Below are 17,433 nucleotides of genomic sequence, written 5' to 3' on the forward strand. Positions count from 1 at the left end.
CTCCCCCTCCGCGCCGTCGCGGCCCAGCTGTCTCCCCGTGCGGGTGCGGTCTACCGGGTCGGCTTGAACGGCTCCGACGTGGCGTGGATGTCCTTGGTCTCCAGCGGCTCGTCGGTGGCGTGGATGTCGCCCTGGGTGGTCGCTCCGCCGGCCTCTGCCTCAGAGGCCTTGGGGGCCTTCGGGTCCGCGCTCTTCGTGCCGAGCGGCTCCGACGTGGCGTGGATGTCCTGCGGCTTGACGACCTGCTCGTCACTCATGATTCTTCGGTCTCCCCTGTGTGGTGTTCGTCGTCATGAGGCCCGCCCGGGCATTCCCCCGAGGACGACCGGACGGGCCTTTCAGCCGCTCGACCCTGGTGGGCCGGTACAGCGGCCTTCGGTGACGACCCGGCTGCCCCCCGACGCGACGGATCGACTGACTCCACGATGGCGCCCGGCGATAAACGAATGATGAACGCCGACGTCAGGAAGCCATGTCCGAGCCCCGGAGCAGGAGCTGCGCCACGGCCGTCCCGGCCACCACGATCGCCGCCCGGAACGGCCACCGGCTCCGGTCCGCCGACGGTACCGCCGTACCCGCGACCGCGACGATCCCGCCCGCCGCCCCCAGCGCCCACCCCGGCCTCCCCACCGCCCCGGGCGGCCCCGCGACGACCACCAGCACGGCCGCCGACATCACGCACGGAGCCAGCCACCGGCAGACCGGACGGCCCAGCCGTTGCGGCAGTCCGCGCACGCCGGTCGCCAGGTCGTCCTCGATGTCCGGAAGCACGTTCACCAGGTGCGCCCCCACACCCAGCAGCGCCCCCGCCGCCACCGCCCACCACGCGGGCCGGGACGGCGACGGCAGACCGAGAACGACGAAGGCCGGCAGCGAGCCGAAGCCCACGGCGTAGGGCAGCGGCGAGAGCACCGTGTGCTTCCACCGCAGGTTGTAGGCCCAGCCCGCGGCCACGCCCGTGAGGTGCGCCGCAGCCGCCACGACGCCGCTCAGCAGCGACAGCGGTACGCACAACGCCAGGGCCGTCCCCGCCGCGGCGGCCGCCACCCGCGGCGGGAGCGTGCCGGCGGCGACCGGTTTGTCGCCCCGCCCGCAGTCCGTGTCGCGCCGCGCGTCGACGGCGTCGTTGCACCAGCCCACCGAGAGCTGACCGGCCAGCACCGCCGCACCCACCGCCGCCGCTCCCGCCGGCCCGTGGCCCGCCGCCACGGCCAGAGCGGTCACGAACACCGTCACGGCGACCGTCGGCTCCGGATGACAGGAACGCAGCAACACCGGGACCCGGCGCGTCGAGCGTCGGAGGGCCCCGGACGGGTGGAGAGACACATACGCAAGGTAATCAGGCAGCCGATGCGGGGGAGGCATGACCGACATGCGTGTCCCCCTGATCGCCGACCATGCCCCCTCCCCGACCACCTCGACCTCCCCGACCGCCGTCCCGCGCCGGACGGCCGCGCCGGCCGTGCCAGCCGCGCCGGCCGTGCCAGCCGCGCCGGCCGTGCCATCTGCGATTGCCGCCGTCCACACCGCGCTGCCGCCGCACCGGTACGCCCAGGCCGACCTGACCGAGCCGATCGGCGACCTGTGCCTGCCCCCGGGCGCGGACCGCGCCGTACTGCGCCGCCTGCACGCGTCCGCGGGCGTACGCACCCGGCACCTCGCCCTGCCGATCGAGCGGTACGCCGGTCTGAGGGACTTCGGGCTGCGCAACGACGCCTGGCTGGCGATCGGCCTCGAACTGGGCGAGGAGGCCCTCACCGGCGCGCTGAAGCGGGCGGGGCTCGCACCGGCCGACGTCGACCTGCTGGTGTGCGCATCCATCACCGGCGTCGCCGCCCCCTCGCTCGACGCCCGACTGGCGGGGCGCGTGGGGCTGCGGCCCGACGTCAAGCGGCTTCCGGTCTTCGGTCTGGGCTGTGTGGCGGGCGCCGCCGGCCTCGCGAGGGTGCACGACCACCTGCTCGGTCACCCCGACGACACCGCGGTGCTGCTCACCGTCGAACTGTGCTCGCTGACGCTCCAGCACCGTGACGACCGCCGCGCCAACCTGGTCGCCGGCGCCCTGTTCGGCGACGGCGCGGCGGCACTCGTCGCACGTGGCGCGGGCGGCGCCGACGGGCGGGAGAGCGGCGGCGGGAGGAACGACGGTGAACCGGACGCGGCCGGCCCCGCCCCCTCAGTGGTCGCCACACGCAGCCACCTCTACCCGGACACCGCACCACTCCTCGGGTGGGACATCGGAGCCGGCGGCTTCCGCGTCGTGATCGACGCCGGGGTGCCCGGCGTCGTCCGCGACCACCTCGGCCGGCACGTGCGCGCCTTCCTCGCGGAACACGGCCTCACCGCCGACGACATCGGAACCTGGGTGTGCCACCCGGGAGGCCCCAAGGTCCTCTCCGCCGTCACCGACGCCCTCGGCCTGCCCGGTGACGCCCTGGAGTCCGCGTGGCGCTCCCTCGCGACGGCGGGGAACATGTCCTCGGTCTCGGTCCTGCACATCCTGCAGGGCATCCTGGAAGCCCGCCGCCCCGAACCCGGCACCTGGGGCCTGCTCCTGGCGATGGGCCCGGGCTTCTGCTCCGAACTCGTCCTGCTGCGCTGGTGAGCGCCCCCGTGCAGTGGTGGTACGTACTCCTGGTCCTCGCCGTCGCCGCCGAGCGCGTCGCCGAACTCCTCGTCGCCCGGCGCAACGCGGCCTGGACCCTCGCCCGCGCCGGTGTGGAGCACGGCCGGGGCCACTACCCCGTCATGGTCGCCCTGCACACGGGCCTGCTCGCGTGCTGCCTGCTCGAACCCGCACTCCTCGCCGGCCGGCCGTTCCTGCCCGCTCTCGGCCTGCCCATGCTGGCGCTCGCCGTACTGGCCCAGGCCCTGCGCTGGTGGTGCGTCACCACCCTCGGCCCGTACTGGAACACCCGCGTCATCGTCGTCCCCGGAGCACGCCTGGTCGGGGCGGGCCCCTACCGTCTCCTGCGCCACCCCAACTACGTCGCGGTCGTCGTGGAGATCGTCGCGCTGCCCCTGGTGCACTCCGCATGGCTGACCGCGACGGCGTTCACCCTCGCCAACGCGATGCTGCTCACGGTCCGGATCCGCTGCGAGAACACGGCCCTCACCCAGGCGGTCCCCGCGTGAACGGCACCCACGACCTGCTGATCGTCGGAGGCGGACCCGCCGGCCTCGCCACCGCCCTGCACGCCGCGCGCGCCGGACTCGACGCCGTCGTCGCCGAGCCCCGCCGGGCCCCGGTCGACAAGGCGTGCGGCGAGGGCCTGATGCCCGGTGCCGTCCGCGCGCTCACCGCCCTCGGCCTGGACGTCCCCGGCCACCCCATCACCGGCGTCCGTTACGTCCAGGGCCCCCGCCGGGTCCAGGCCGCCTTCCGGTGCGGCCTCGGCCTCGGCGCCCGCCGCACCGGCCTGCACAGCGCCCTGCACCGGGCCGTCCTGGACGCGGGAGTGCCCGTACTGCCCCTGAGGGTGGGGGAAGTGCGGCAGGACACCACGGGCGTGACCGCCCCCGGCACCGGCCTGCGCGCCCGCTGGCTGATCGCCGCCGACGGCCTGCACTCACCCGTCCGCCGCTCCCTCGACCTGGACGTGCGGACCACGGGGACCCCCCGTTACGGCCTGCGCCGCCACTACGCGGTGCCCCCCTGGTCCCCCTACGTCGAAGTCCACTGGGGTCCCCACGCGGAGGCCTACGTCACCCCGCTCGGCCCCGACCTCGTGGGCGTCGCCCTCCTGACCACCCGGCGGGCCCCCTTCACCACCCACCTGCGGACGTTCCCCGAACTCGCCGCCCGTCTTCCCGCGCAAGCGGCCGTCACCGCGGTGCGCGGCGCCGGTCCACTGAGCCAACGAGCCCGCACCCGCGTCCACGGCCGGGTCCTCCTGGTCGGTGACGCCGCCGGCTACATCGACGCGCTGACCGGTGAGGGCATCACCCACGCCCTCACCGGCGCCGAGGCCCTGGTCGCCAACGTACGCCGGGGCACCCCGGGCCGCTACGAGACCGACTGGAGACGAGCCACCCGCCGCCACCGCCTCCTGACCCACCTCCTGGTCAGAGCCCGCCAGCACCCCGCCCTCGCCCACCACATCACCCCCACGGCCACCCGCCTGCCCCACCTCTTCGCCGCAGCGGTGAACGCCCTGGCGTGAACCCGGTTGCCGGAGCGGAAGGTGTCACACGGTCCGCGGGCGTCACCCGCCACGGCTGCGGGAGCACTGCAGGGCGAACAGGACGGTGGCCGCCTCCGTCGGCCTGGTGGGGTGGAGGCCGGTCAGCTCGGTGAAACGGCTCAGCCGGTTGAGCACCGTGTTGCGGTGGCAGTACAGGTCGCGGGTGACCGCCGCGACCGTCCCGGACTCGCAGTAGGCGACCACGGTGTCCAGCAGGCGCCCGCGCTCGTGCGGGGACAGCCGGTCCAGACCGGACAGCACCGAGTCGGCCAGCATCCCCGCGATCGGGCCCAGCCGTGCCGCGGCCACGGGCATCCATGCGTCGACCAGGGTCACCGGGCCACCTCGCGCCGTGTCGTCGCCGTCCATCGTCATGGCGATCGCCTCGGTCACCCGCACCGCGTCGGGGACGCGGGCCAGTCCGCGCGCCACCGGGCCGACCGCGCACGCCACACCGTCCAGCCAGGCGGACGGGAGCGCGTCCGCTCCCTGCGGAAGCCTGGCCACGAGCACCAGCATGCCGTTGTGCTGCTGCAGGTGGGGGGAGTGACCTGTCAGCCGTGCCGTAACGGCCCGGCGCAGTTCCTCCTGCGACTCCGGCGGAGCCACCGCCACGGCGAAGTCCGACTGCGCGTTCACCTGGAGGAGGGTGGCCGCCTGGGCGACGAGTCGCTGGTCGCGGCCGTCCGAGGACAGCAGTCTGCCCATGAGCGCGGTCCGTTCCCGTTCCTGCTCGCGGGCCAGCACCGCCACCTGGTCCAGGTAGGCGGCGTGCGCGTGCACGGTGTGGAACTCCACTGCCTCCCACACCCGCACCGCCCCGTGTGTCAGCTGCGGCAGGTCCTCCGGGCGGGTGCGTTCCAGGAACGCGGTCCACAGCACGCGGAAGTCCATGCGCACCGCCTGCAGGAGCCGCTCCAGAGGAACGCCCTGGTGGGCGCGGCGGCGGCCCAGCCGCTCCGGGACCTCGCGCAGGTCCTCGGGCACCGGCAGGCCGCCGATCAGGCGCAGCAGCAGTTCGAAAGAGGCCCGGGCGGTGTCACGCAGGTCCTCGGGCGTGACCACGCCCTGGTAGTCGTCGAACGCGGAGACCTCCGGGACGTAGCGCCCGACCAGGTCGTCCAGGTCGTCCAGACAGTCGCGCACCAGCGTGCGCAGTTCGGGGGAGACCGACGCGCCGCCGTCGCCGGCGGGTCGGGCGGTGGGAGTGCAGACGGGACCGTCGGGGCCGTCGATGTCCGGCGCATTGTGCATATGCCCATTATCACCGCTCCAGCACGGAGCGTTTCGGCATTGTTCATGCCCTCCTCACAGGGCATTGTGCTGTGCACGCCCCACCACGCGGCCAACGGGCCCGCACCATCTCAAGGGGAACACCCATGCATCTGACTCCACGCGAGCAGGAACGGCTGACGCTGTTCTCGGCCGCCGAACTCGCCCGGCGGCGGCTGGCCCGCGGCGCCCGGCTCGGTGCGACGGAGGCCGTCGCCCTGGTGTGCGACGAGATCCTGGAGATGGCCTGGGACGGGGTGCCGCTGGAGAACGTGGTCGAGCAGGCCCGGGACGTCGTCCCGCGCGAGCACCTGCTGCCGGGAGTCGCCGGAGCCGTACCCGGCATCCAGGTGGAGGCGCTCTTCCCGCACGGCTCCACGCTGGTCCACGTCGCCGAGCCCTTCGGGCCGGCCGGGCCGGCCGACCCCGGCGCCGTACTGGCCGCCGAGGGCGAGACGGACCTGGCACCCGGCCGGCCGCGCAGGGAACTGGAGATCACCAACCGGGGCGCCCGCGCGGTGTGGCTCTCCTCCCACTTCCCCCTGGAGGAGGCGAACACCGCCCTGGAGTTCGACCGTGAGGCCGCACGCGGCCACCGGCTGGACGTCCCGGCCGGCTCCTCCGAGCGGTTCGAGCCCGGTGCGACCCGCACCGTCACCGTCGTGGCACGAGGAGGAGACCGATGAGCCGGATGTCCCGGCGCGCGTACGCGTCCGTGTACGGCCCGACCACCGGCGACCGGATCCGGCTGGCCGACACCGACCTGTGGGTACGGGTCGACGCCGACGACACCGAGCCCGGTGAGGAAATGCTCGGCGGCTGCGGCAAGACCACCCGCGACGGCCTGCTCGTGACCGGCCGCGCCCCGCGGGACAGCGCTCTGGACATGGTGATCCTCGGCGTGGTCGTCCTGGACCCGCTGCTCGGCGTCCGCAAGACCAACATCGGAATCAAGGACGGCCGGATCGTCGGGGTCGGACGGGCCGGCAACCCGGAGAACAACGACGGCGTCGAACTCGTCGTCGACTCCCACACCGCGATGATCAACGGCCAGGGACTCCTCGCCACGGCCGGGATCGTGGACTCCCACGTCCACCTCTCCAGCCCCGAGGTGGTGCCCGCCGCGCTCTCCGCCGGCGTCACCACCATGGTCGGCATGGGCATCGGCGGCGTGTGGGACGTCGGCGCCAACCCCGCGTACAACCTGCACAGCCTCATCGAGGGCTGGCGCGACGCCCCGGTCAACGTGGCGTTCCTCGCCCGCGGCTCCTCCTCCTCGCAGGAACTGCTGGAGCGTGCGGTGCTCGCGGGTTCCGGCGGCTTCAAGATCCACGAGGACTGGGGGGCCACGCCCCGCATCGTCGACACCTGCCTGGGCGTCGCGGAACAGGCCGACCTGCCGGTCGCCCTGCACACCGACACCCTCAACGAGTCCGGCTACCTGGCCGACACCCTCTCGGCGACCCGCGGACGCACCGTGCACGCCTACCACGTCGAGGGCGGCGGCGGTCACCCCGACCTGCTGGAGATCGTCTCCCAGCCGCACGTGCTGACCTCCTCCACCACCCCGACGCTGCCCCTGACCCCGGCCACCGTCGCCGAGCTGCTGCCCATGACGATGACCGTCCACGGCGGACACCACGGCGTGGAGAGCGACGTGTCCATCGCGGCGAGCCGGGTGCGCGAGCACGCCATCGCCGCCGAGAACGCCCTGCACGACCTCGGCGCGATCAGCATCGTCAACTCCGACTCCATGGGCATGGGCCGCATCGCCGAGACCGCGCGCCGCACCTGGCAGCTCGCCCACGTCCAGGCCCACCTGGCCGGTCAGACCGGTCCGGACGTCGTCAACAACGAACGGGTACTGCGCTACCTGGCCAAGATCACGCTGAACCCCGCGATCGCCCACGGCATGGCCGCGGACGTCGGCTCCCTGCGGCCCGGCGGCATCGCCGACGTCGTGCTGTGGCGCCCCGCCACCTTCGGCGCGCAGCCCGAGCTGGTGCTCAAGTCCGGCTTCGTCGCCTGGGGGCTGACGGGCTCGGGCTCCGGCTCGACCCGGCTCACCCAGCCGCGCGTGATGAAGCCGTACTTCGGCGGACTGGGCGGAGCCCCGCGCCGGCTGTCCACGGTCTTCGTCTCCCAGGCCTGCCTCGACGACCGCGCCGCCGCCGACGCCCTCCCCACGGGGGTGCGCTACACCGCCCTGCGCGACAGCCGCGGCCTGACCCGCGGCGACATGGTCGGCAACACCGCCGTACCGACGGTGCGGGTCCCCACCACCCCCGAGGCGGTCCTCGTCGACGGCCGCCCGATCGACATCCACCACGCCGCCGACCTGCCGCTGACCCGCCTGCAGAACCTGGCCTGAACCGGCCCCGCCCCGGACACCCCCACACACCCGAAAGCCGCCCCATGCTCGATCTCAAACTGCGCAACGCCCGCATCCGCACGGTGGACGACCACCACCCCCGTGCCCACACCCTCGGTGTCCTGGCGGGGCGGATCGTCGGCCTCGACGAGACCGTCGAGGACCTGCCCGCGCGCACCGTGCTCGACTGCGGCGGCGCGGTCGTCGTCCCCGGATTCGGCGACGCCCACAACCACATGGCCTGGTTCGGCCAGTCCCTCGGCGAACTCGACCTGAGCACGGCCACCACGCTGCCCCAGGTCTACGACGCCGTCGCCCGCCGCGCGGCCGCCCTGCCGGCCGACGCCTGGATCGTGGGCGCCGGCTACGACGACACGGTCATGGGCGGGCATCCGCACCGCACGGGGCTGGACCGGGCGGCCGGCGGTCGGCCGGTGTGGCTCAAGCACCGCTCCGGGCACATGTGCGTGGCCGGCAGCGAGGTGCTGCGGCGGGCCGGCGTCCTCGACGGCACCGCGGACGCCCCCGAGGGCGGGGTCGTGGTGCGTGACGCCGACGGCGCCCCTACCGGCCTGCTCCAGGAGCGGGCCCAGGCACTGGTCACCGACCTGGTCATGCCCTACCCGGTGGCCGAACTGGCCGACGCCCTCGGCCGTGCGAGCGAGGTCTACGCCGCGGAGGGCCTGACCCACGTGGTGGAGGCCGGGATCGGGCTCGGCCTCATCGGCCGCAGCCCCGTCGAGGCCGCCGCCTACCAGCTGGCCCGAGAACGCGGCACCCTGCGCACCCGGGTCGAGCTCATGGTCGCCGCCGACAACCTGCACGCCCTGCGCGCGCACGCCGACGACGGCATCACCACCGGCATCGATCTGGGCCTGCGCACCGGCTTCGGCGACGACCGGCTGCGCCTGGGCCCCATGAAGATCTGGCTGGACGGGTCGCTGATCGGCCGCACGGCTGCGGTCTCCGAGCCGTTCTGCGGGCACGACCACACGAGCGGCGTCTACCAGGACAGTCCGCAGGAGATGCACCGGCTCGTCGTCGACGCCCACCGGGCCGGCTGGCGGGTGGCCGCCCACGCCATCGGCGACAGCGCCGTCGACCTGGCCCTTGACGCCTTCGCCGAGGCACAGCGCGTGCTGCCCCGCCCGGATGTGCGCCACCGCATCGAGCACTCCGCCGTGGTCCGCCCCGACCAGCTGGACCGCTACGCGGAGCTGGGCGTGGTCCCGGTACCGCAGGCGCGCTTCCTGTATGACGTGGGCGACAGCATGGCCGAGGGACTCGGTCCGGACCGTACGCTCTGGATGTACCGGCACCGTTCCTTCCTCGACCGGGGGATCCGGGTGCCGGGCAGCTCCGACCGGCCGGTCGCCCCGGGAGCGCCCCTCCTCGGGATGCAGTCCATGGTCGAGCGCCTCAGCCGGGCGGGCACCGTGCTCGCCCCGGACGAGCGGGTGAGCGCGGAGCAGGCCCTCCGGGCCTACACCATCGATGCGGCATGGGCCAGCCACGACGAGGATCGTCGCGGCAGTATCACCCCCGGCAAATATGCCGATTTCGTCATACTTTCCGATGACCCTGTCGCCGTCGACAGTCATCGGATGGGCGCCATCGACGTCCTCGCCACCTTCGTGGCCGGGGAGTGCGTCCACGGCGCCGACGCAGTCGGGGACCTCGCGGCAGTGAACGGTCCCCTCCCCACGGCCGGAACCCCCCGGCCGGACGCAAGGAGTCACGCATGAGCACAGTCGGTCAGGTCACCCCAGGGGCTCCGCCGGGCACGTCGACCGATACGAAGGCCAAGGACGCCGGACGGGTCGCCTTCGCGTCCTTCGTCGGCACGGCACTGGAGTGGTACGACTACTTCCTCTTCGGTACCGCCTCCGCCATCGTCTTCAACCGGCTGTACTTCACCACCCTCAATCCCACAGCGGCCACCCTCGCGGCCTTCGCCACCTTCGGTGTCGGATTCGCCGCCCGGCCGATCGGTGCCCTGATCTTCGGATGGCTGGGCGACCGGATGGGCCGCAAGCCCGCCCTGCTGATCACCGTGGTCATGATCGGCATCGCCACCGGACTGATCGGTCTACTGCCCGGCTACGCCACCATCGGCATCGCCGCGCCGCTGCTGCTGGTGTTCCTGCGCCTGGTCCAGGGCATCGCCGTCGGCGGTGAGTGGGGCGGCGCCATCACCCTGGCCGTGGAACACGCGCCGCCGGGGAAGCGCGGCTGGTACGCCGCACTCCCGCAGGTCGGCTCCCCGGTGGGCACCCTGCTCTCCTCCGGCGCCTTCGCCCTGGTGCTCCTCCTGCCGTCCGAGTCCTTCGACTCCTGGGGCTGGCGCCTGCCGTTCCTGATGGCCTTCCCGCTGATGGGCATCGCCGTCTACATCCGCCGCAAGGTGGAGGAGTCGCCGCTCTTCGACGAGATGCTGGAGCAGAACGAGCAGGCCAAGGTGCCCGCGCTCGACATCTTCCGCCAGGCGTGGGGCCGGCTGCTGGTCGCGATGGCCTCGGCGACGCTGGGAGTCGGCGGGTTCTACATGCTGACCACGTTCATGATCAGCTACGGGGCCGACACCCTGGGCATGCCGCGCTCCCTCATGGTCAACGGGACACTGGTGGCGGCAGTCGTCCAGATCGCGGTGATCATCGTCGTGGGACGCATGGCGGACCGCCTCGGCCCCGGCCGGGTCACGCTGTGGGGCGGCCTGCTCAGCGCCGTCTTCGCCTTCCCGCTCTTCTGGCTGGTCGAGACCGAGAACCCGGTCGTGGTCGTGCTGGCCATGGCGGTCGGCATCGGCGTGCTCTCCGTCGCCTACGCCGTGTCCGGGGCGCTGCTCGCCGAACTGTTCCCGGCCCGGCTGCGCTACACCGGCGTGGCTCTCTCCTACAACCTGGCCGGCGCCCTCACCGGCTTCCTCCCCTTCCTGGCGACCGCCCTGCTGGCAGGCGGCGGCGGGGCCTCCTGGCCGGCGGCCCTGCTGCTGATGGCCCTGTCCCTGATCACCGCCCTCGGCGGACTCCTGGGCGGCCGGATGCGGGTGAAGGACGACGCCGTCACCGCCTGATCCCGACCGGCCCGCGTCCGGCACCGCCCCCCGTACGGCGCCATCGACGCGCGAGCCACCCCCTTCGTGCGGCCCGCTGCCCCTCCCTCGTGCAGCGGGCCGCACGGCCGTTCCGGTCCGGCAGGCACGTATGGCGGGCACGTACAAGGAGCACTCGGCGGAGCTCGCCGTACGGGGCGGGCGGCACCGCTCCCTCCTCGGCCGGACGCTCAGGCGGCCTCGACGGGAGTCAGCAGGGCGCGTACCGCCGTGGCCTCCGGTGAGCCCAGCGCCTCGTAGATGCGCATGGCCTCCTCCCAGCAGACGCGGGCGCGGCCCGTGTGGCCGACGCCGGTGAGGGCGTGCCCCAGCACCGTCAGGACGTTGCCGCGCCGCCATTGCCCGCCGATGCCGCGCAGCACCGTCAGCGCCATCTCCGCGTTCGCCGCGGCCGGGGCGTAGCGCTGCCCCGCGATGTCGACCTCCGCCAGGCGGAAGAGGGTCATGCCCTCCCACAGCCGTTGCCGGCTGTCCCGGAAGACCTCCAGCGCCTCGAGGAGCCGGTCGGCGGCGTCGACCAGGCGGTGGCTCTGGGTGAGGGCCATGCCCAGCGCGTACCGGCCGTTCGCACCGCGCATGGAGTTGCCCATGGCGTCGTAGATCTCCATGCCCTGCTGCGCGAGTGCCACGGCGCTGTCCGTGCTGCCGGCGGCCAGCCGGATCCGCGAGAGGTTGCAGAGCGCGCTGGCCTCACCGGGGCGGTCGCCCAGCGTCCGGAAGTGCGTGAGGGCGTGGGAGAGGTGCTCCTCGCCGGCCGCGGTACGGCCCTGGTAGAGCGCGATCACGCCGCGGGCGTTGTGCGCCCAGCACACGGGCAGCAGGTCGTCGGCCCGCCGTGCGAGGTGGACGACCTGCTCGGCCTCCTCGTCGGCCAGGTCGAACCGGCCGCCGTCGAGGTGCGCGTGCGCCAGGGTCATCAGCGCTCGGGCCTCCACCTGCGCGACGCCGACCTTCCGGGCCGCCTCCAGCAGGGTCCGCGCCGTGAACTCGTACTCCTTGGAGTTGGCCCCCGACTCCGACAGGTCGAGCGCCGCCCACAGCAGGTCGATGCTCCGGCGCAGGGTGTCCGGCCGGTCGGCGCACTGCCGGGCGAAGGACAGCAGGCAGTTCGCCTCCGTGTAGAGCCAGTCCCGCGCCGGCCCCCGGTCGGGGAAGCGCAGCCCGGGATGGTCGGTGGCGGCCAGGTGGTCCACCAGCCGGTCCCCGGGCCGCTCGATCGCGTACACGCCCGCCGCCGTCGCCAGGTAGAAGTCCAGGAGACGGGACAGGGCGGCGGCGCGCTCGCCAGGCGGGTGCTCGTCGCGTTCGGCGCACGCACGCGCGTAGAGGCGGACCAGGTCGTGCAGCCGGTAGCGGCCGGGTGCCGCGGACTCCAGCAGGGAGGTGTCCACCAGGGACTCCAGGAGGTCCTCCGTGTCGTCCGCCGGGAGATCGAGGACCGCCGCCGCTGCCGCCAGGGAGATGTCCGGGCCGTCGGCCAGGCCGAGGAGGCGGAAGGCACGGGCCTGGGCCGGCTCCAGCTGGCCGTAACCGAGTTCGAAGGTGGCCTTCACGGCGAGGTCGCCGGCCTGCAGCTCGTCCAGGCGGCGGCGCTCGTCGGCGAGTTTGGCCGCCAGCACCGCGACGGTCCAGGTGCGGCGTGCCGCCAGCCGGGAGGCCGCTATCCGGATGGCCAGCGGGAGGAAACCGCAGGCCGCCACGACGTCCAGCGCGGCCTCGCGCTCCGACGCCACCCGTTCCTCGCCGACGATCTTCGTGAACAGGGCCAGTGCCTCGTCCGGGGACATCACGTCCAGGTCGACCAGGTGGGCGCCGGCCAGGTCCACCATCCGCACCCGGGACGTCACCAGGGCCGCGCAGCCCTCCGTGCCCGGCAGGAGGGGGCGCACCTGGGCGGCGTCCCGCGCGTTGTCCAGCAGCACCAGCACCCTGCGGCCGTCCAGGACGGACCGATACAGCGCCGCCCGTTCCTCCAGCGAGTCGGGGATGGCGGAGTCGGCGGTGCCGAGGGCGCGCAGGAAGGCACCGAGCACCGTCTCGGGCTCGGCCGCCCGCTGCCCCGCGCCCTGCAGGTCGACGTACAGCTGGCCGTCGGGGAAGCCGGCCCGTGCCTGGTGGGCCACGTGCACCGCGAGGGTCGTCTTGCCGACGCCGCCTATCCCGGCCAGCGCGGACACCGCCATCACCCGGCCCTCGGCCGAGGCGAGGATCGCGCCGAGTTCGCGTACGAAGGACGCGCGGCCGGTGAAGTCCGGCACGGTGGCGGGCAGTTGCGCGGGACGGACCGGAGCGGCGGCGGGCTCGGGCGGCGCGGGGGAGGAGGGCTCCGCCAGGTGGGGGTCCGCCTGGAGGATGCGCTGCTGGAGTTCCTGCAGGCCGGGCCGCGGGTCCACACCCAGCTCGTCGGCGAGCAGCCGGCGCGTGTCCGCGTACACCGCCAGCGCCTCGGCCTGGCGTCCGCTGCGGTACAGCGCCAGCATCAGCAGCTCGCGCAGGCGTTCGCGCAGCGGGTGGGCCGCCGTGAGCGCCGTCAGCTCCGAGACGGCCTCCGCGTGGCAGCCCTGCTCCAGGTCCATGTCCAGCCGGGCCTCGACGAGTTGCAGGCGCCACTCCTCCAACCGCACCCGCTGGGCCTGCGCGTACGGGCCCGGTACGCCCGCCAGCGTCTCGCCGTCCCAGAGCGCGAGGGCGCGGTCCAGCAGCGTACGGGCCGTGCACAGGTCCCCGGCGTGCTTCGCCCGCTCCGCCTCGGCGGCCAGCCGCTGCGCCACCTCGGCGTCCAGCGCGCCCTCGCCCGGCCCGCGCACCGCGTACCCCCCGGACTCGCTGACCAGGACCCCGGGGTCCAGCACCTTCCGCAGCCGGGACGCGTACGTACGCAGCGCCGCCAGCGCCTGTGAGGGCGGCTCCTCGCCCCACAGGGCGTCGATCAGCTCGGCCGCCGTGGCCGTACGGCCCCCGCGGAGTAACAGGGCGGCGAGCAGGGCGCGTTGCTGAGGGCTGCCGGTGCTGACGAGCTCGCCGCCGCGCCAGGCGCGCACCGGCCCGAGCACGCTGAAGCGCAGCACCGGCGGCTCGGGCGGTGCTGTCGGCGAACCGGGACGTCCCTGCTCCGGCACTCGCGGTGCACCCTCCATGGAGTCCCCCTACGGATCCTGAACAACCACGCCAGTCTGCCTTGTCCGTGACGAATGCGTCAGCCGTGCGAGACGGCGATCACACGGCGGCGCGCACGGGTTCACAAGGCCCTCACACCTTCTGCGTGCACGGGTGCGTCGATGTCACCGGAACCGGTCCTGGCTATCGCGATTGACGCTGCGTCAGGTGAGTGAGGGGCGGCGTCGACCGCCTCAGTCGTCCAGGTCGACCCGTACCGTCAGCAGTTCCGCCCCCACCGCCCGTACCGCCGCGCTGTTCATGCGCGGCAGGGCGCGCAGCCGGGCGACCGGGTCGTCCTCGGGCAGCGGGTGGGCGGTACCGGTGTGCCAGCGGCCCCGGATGCGGATCCGCACCCGGGGGTCCGCGCGGATGTTGCGCACGTACTGGGACCGCTCGCCGAACTCCGACACCAGCCAGAACGAGTCCCCGACCCGCCGCCCGCCCACCGGGGTGCGCCGGGGCAGGCCGGAGACGCGGCCCGTGGTCTCCAGGAGGGTCTGCAGCGGGAGACGGCGCGTCACGGGGTTGGCGATCCGGCGCTGGACGGCGGTGACGGCCCGGTACTTGCGTTCGGAATGACGGCTCATGGTGCGGCGAGCCTACCGGCGGCCCAGGAAGATCGGGTTGGTCAACGCGGCCGGGACACCCGGCAGCGGGCCGGCCGCCGTCTCGTGCCGCAGCTCGGCGCGGACGTAGGCGGCGTACGACGGGGTGGTCCGCCACTCGACGACACCCGAGCCGGACACCGGCAGCGGGGCGCTGGTGTGCAGGACGCCCTGGTCGGTGACGAGGCGGACCGTGCAGCGCGGGGCGCCGACGGCCTCCAGGCGGACGGTGACCGGCATGTCCCGGTCCACGCCCAACCGCTCGCCGATGCCGGCGTGTTCGCCCCGCCCGCCGGACGCCGTGAGGGCGACGGAGACGCGTGCGGACTCGGCGACGTACGAGCGGCCCGCGCGGATGCCCTCCTGGACGGCCCGGCGGGACAGCTCGTCGGCGAGGACGACGGTCTGCGGGTGGCCGACGGCGTCCGGGTCCCGGTGGGCGTCGCTGTTGCCCATCGCCGGGGCCCAGCCCCGCCCGCCCCTTTCGCCCTGCCCACCCCGCACCGAGGCGACGAGCATGCCGTCCCAGTCGGCCAGGGCCACCTCGTCGTCGGGTGTCCAGGGGCCGTTCCACACCTCCACGGCGTCCGCCTCGCCGAAGCCGAACTTCCAGTTGCAGCCGATGCAGGTGGCGTGCGGATGCGCCGGCACGACCAGGCCCCCGGCGTCGCGGACCCGGCGGGCGAACCGGCCGAACCGGTCGTCGCGGGCCCGGTAGCGCCAGTCGACGAAGGTGCCGGGGTCCGTGCCGAGCGCGACCACGTGCCCGTTGCGGGTGGTGATCTCCTCGCCCAGCAGCACCAGCAGGTCGTCCCCGGCGGCATCCGCCCAATGGGCGTGCGCGGAGTGGGTGTTGTGCTCCGAGCTGTTGATGAAGTCCAGCCCCGCCGCCCGTGCGAGCGCCGCGATTTCGGCCGGGGTGCGACGGCCGTCGGAGTGCCAGGAGTGCAGATGGCAGTCGCCCCGGTACCAGGCCCGCCCGCGCCCCTTCGCCCGTTCGGGCGGATACACCGGCCGGACCGTCTCGCCGGGCTCCCCGTAGGTCAGCGTGACGGCGATCTCGTACGACAGCCCCTGCGGGGCCACGGTGTACGGGCCCAGCGCGATGTGCCAGGTGCCCTCCCGCACCGGGCCGGGCAGATAGCCGGGGGTGGCGTCGTCCGCGCGGAGGAAGAACTCCGTACGGGCCCCGCCCGACCAGCCCCGGAAGCCCGCGCCGCCCAGCTCGGTGCCGCGTTCGTCGAAGATCCCGATGTCAAGGGCGTTGCCCGCGGTCCCGGCCGGGACGGACGGCCTGTCGTAGGTGTAGGCGACCCTGATCTCCCGTACGCCGTCCGGCACTTCGACGGGGACGTAGACGAAGTCGGGGGCGCCCGGCGGGAGGGTGCCGCGCACCGTCCTCGTCTCCTGTTCACCGCGGCCGGCCGCGGAAGCGAAGCTCACGCTCCCCAACGTAAGCGCGGCGGCGGCTCCCGTCAGGAAGACGGCCCGCCGGCCGATCCCGCTCCGGTGCTCCTCGCACATGCTGCTGCTCCCGGGGTGTCGTGTGATGGCAGGGCGGATGACAGGACAGGGGGTGCGGGGTGGTGCAGGGGTGGTGCGGTACCACACTGATAGCGAGCGGTGAACTGCCGTGCAAGGGAAGGGAATCAGCGGATTCAGCGACGAAGACCGCTCGTCGTCGGCCCCTCCGTCGTGGGTCCTCCCGCCCCGCCGCGCCCGCCCCGATGTCCCGACCGGTCGGTATGGACAGGAGGTCCGGGCCCGGGTATTGATGGGTCCGTCGTCCGCGTACGAAAGGCCCGTTCATGCGCATCGCCGTCACGATCTTCCTCACCGACGAGACGATCACCCCGACCCGGATCGCCCGTGAGCTGGAGCAGCGCGGCTTCGCCGGGCTGTACCTGCCCGAGCACACGCACATCCCCGTCGAGCGGACCAGCCCCTACCCGGCGGGCGGCGACCTGCCCCGGGAGTACGGCCGCACCCTGGACCCCTACGTCGCGCTCGCGCAGGCCGCGGCCGTCACCGAGCGGCTCGGCGTCGGTACCGGCATCACGCTCGCCGCGCAGCACGACCCGATCGACCTGGCCAAGCAGATCGCGACCCTCGACCACCTCTCCGGCGGCCGGTTCACCCTCGGGCTCGGCTTCGGCTGGAACGTCGAGGAAGCCGCCGACCACGGGGTGGAATGGCGTACGCGGCGGGAGCTGGTCCGGGACCGGATGGGTCTGATGCGGTCGCTGTGGACGGAGGAACCGACCGCGTACAACGGGAAGTTCGGCAGCGTCCGGGCCAGCTTCGCGCACCCCAAGCCGGTGCAGAAGCCGCGCGGTCCCGTCATCGGTCCGCGCACGCTGGTCGGCGGGACGGCCGGGCCGAAGCTGTTCACGCACATCTGCGAGTACGCCGACGGCTGGATGCCGATCGGCGGGCGCGGCCTGTCCGAGGCGGTGCCCCGGCTGCGCACCGCCTGGGCCGACGCCGGCCGCGACCCCGGCGCTCTCCAGGTCGTCCCGTACGCCGTCCAGCCCAGTCCGGGCAAGCTCGCCCGCTTCGCCGAGCTCGGGATCGAGGAGGTCGTGGTGCAGCTGCCGCCGGAGGGCGAGGCGGGAGTGCTGCGGGCCCTGGACGCCTACCAGCCGTTCGTCGACGGCACGGGCGACGGGGCGGGCGACGGCACCGGTGGGGCAACCCGGTGACGGCACCGGCGGCGGTCCCGTGACGGCC

14 protein-coding genes are annotated in these 17,433 nt (G+C 74.0%); 8 read left to right on the forward strand and 6 right to left on the reverse strand.

The features are described from left to right. Positions 1-50: 50 nt before the first annotated feature. Together DIZ27_RS28690 and DIZ27_RS28695 are read right to left on the reverse strand one after the other, a co-directional pair. On the reverse strand, positions 51-257 hold the full coding sequence (locus DIZ27_RS28690) for a hypothetical protein (protein ID WP_109381360.1): 207 nt from the start codon (positions 255-257) through the stop codon (positions 51-53). Between the two features lie 205 nt (positions 258-462). Next, positions 463-1,365, reverse strand: coding sequence for a UbiA family prenyltransferase (locus DIZ27_RS28695; protein WP_181383737.1), 903 nt, complete (start codon positions 1,363-1,365; stop codon positions 463-465). A 7-nt stretch (positions 1,366-1,372) separates the two neighbouring features. Between DIZ27_RS28695 and DIZ27_RS28700 the strand changes: the two genes are divergently transcribed. The 3 genes from DIZ27_RS28700 to DIZ27_RS28710 are packed head-to-tail and all read left to right on the forward strand — an operon-like array spanning position 1,373 to position 4,163. Then, positions 1,373-2,605, forward strand: a complete 1,233-nt coding sequence (locus DIZ27_RS28700) for a 3-oxoacyl-[acyl-carrier-protein] synthase III C-terminal domain-containing protein (protein ID WP_181383738.1) — start codon at positions 1,373-1,375, stop codon at positions 2,603-2,605. Further along, positions 2,602-3,135, forward strand: a complete 534-nt coding sequence (locus DIZ27_RS28705) for an isoprenylcysteine carboxyl methyltransferase family protein (protein ID WP_258308585.1) — start codon at positions 2,602-2,604, stop codon at positions 3,133-3,135. The genes DIZ27_RS28700 and DIZ27_RS28705 overlap by 4 nt, the downstream gene beginning before the upstream one ends. Continuing rightward, a complete protein-coding gene (locus DIZ27_RS28710) occupies positions 3,132-4,163 on the forward strand; it encodes an NAD(P)/FAD-dependent oxidoreductase (RefSeq protein ID WP_109381364.1) in 1,032 nt (343 codons plus the stop codon). The genes DIZ27_RS28705 and DIZ27_RS28710 overlap by 4 nt, the downstream gene beginning before the upstream one ends. A gap of 42 nt (positions 4,164-4,205) precedes the next feature. Here the strand turns inward: DIZ27_RS28710 and DIZ27_RS28715 are convergent, their stop codons facing one another. Continuing rightward, positions 4,206-5,438 (reverse strand): CdaR family transcriptional regulator, encoded by a 1,233-nt coding sequence (locus tag DIZ27_RS28715; protein ID WP_109381365.1) that lies wholly within the window; start codon positions 5,436-5,438, stop codon positions 4,206-4,208. Between the two features lie 125 nt (positions 5,439-5,563). On the opposite strand from DIZ27_RS28715, the gene DIZ27_RS28720 reads away from it, so the two are divergent. The 4 genes from DIZ27_RS28720 to DIZ27_RS28735 are packed head-to-tail and all read left to right on the forward strand — an operon-like array spanning position 5,564 to position 10,900. Continuing rightward, positions 5,564-6,142, forward strand: coding sequence for an urease subunit gamma (locus tag DIZ27_RS28720; protein WP_109381366.1), 579 nt, complete (start codon positions 5,564-5,566; stop codon positions 6,140-6,142). Continuing rightward, entirely contained in the window at positions 6,139-7,827 is a 1,689-nt protein-coding gene (locus DIZ27_RS28725) for an urease subunit alpha (RefSeq protein ID WP_109381367.1), read from the forward strand. The genes DIZ27_RS28720 and DIZ27_RS28725 overlap by 4 nt, the downstream gene beginning before the upstream one ends. 44 nt (positions 7,828-7,871) lie before the next feature. Then, positions 7,872-9,572, forward strand: a complete 1,701-nt coding sequence (locus tag DIZ27_RS28730) for an amidohydrolase (RefSeq protein WP_109381368.1) — start codon at positions 7,872-7,874, stop codon at positions 9,570-9,572. Beyond that, positions 9,569-10,900: an MFS transporter gene (locus tag DIZ27_RS28735; RefSeq protein WP_109381369.1), complete on the forward strand. Its 1,332-nt coding sequence runs from the start codon at positions 9,569-9,571 to the stop codon at positions 10,898-10,900. Before DIZ27_RS28730 ends, DIZ27_RS28735 begins: the two co-directional genes overlap by 4 nt. A 209-nt stretch (positions 10,901-11,109) precedes the next feature. Here the strand turns inward: DIZ27_RS28735 and DIZ27_RS28740 are convergent, their stop codons facing one another. The 3 genes from DIZ27_RS28740 to DIZ27_RS28750 all read right to left on the reverse strand — a co-directional run bounded on the left by DIZ27_RS28740 (position 11,110) and on the right by DIZ27_RS28750 (position 16,227). Beyond that, positions 11,110-14,076 carry a BTAD domain-containing putative transcriptional regulator gene (locus DIZ27_RS28740; protein WP_109381370.1) on the reverse strand — a complete coding sequence of 989 codons (2,967 nt, stop codon included), beginning with the start codon at positions 14,074-14,076 and terminating at the stop codon, positions 11,110-11,112. Between the two features lie 213 nt (positions 14,077-14,289). Then, positions 14,290-14,685, reverse strand: a complete 396-nt coding sequence (locus DIZ27_RS28745; RefSeq protein ID WP_109381371.1) for a nitroreductase/quinone reductase family protein — start codon at positions 14,683-14,685, stop codon at positions 14,290-14,292. Between the two features lie 12 nt (positions 14,686-14,697). Then, entirely contained in the window at positions 14,698-16,227 is a 1,530-nt protein-coding gene (locus DIZ27_RS28750; RefSeq protein WP_109381372.1) for a CehA/McbA family metallohydrolase, read from the reverse strand. Positions 16,228-16,511: 284 nt separating this feature from the next. Between DIZ27_RS28750 and DIZ27_RS28755 the strand changes: the two genes are divergently transcribed. Then, entirely contained in the window at positions 16,512-17,405 is an 894-nt protein-coding gene (locus tag DIZ27_RS28755) for an LLM class F420-dependent oxidoreductase (protein WP_109381373.1), read from the forward strand. Positions 17,406-17,433: the final 28 nt, after the last annotated feature.

Source organism: Streptomyces sp. NWU339 (assembly GCF_003143855.1).
Lineage (GTDB): Bacteria > Actinomycetota > Actinomycetes > Streptomycetales > Streptomycetaceae > Streptomyces.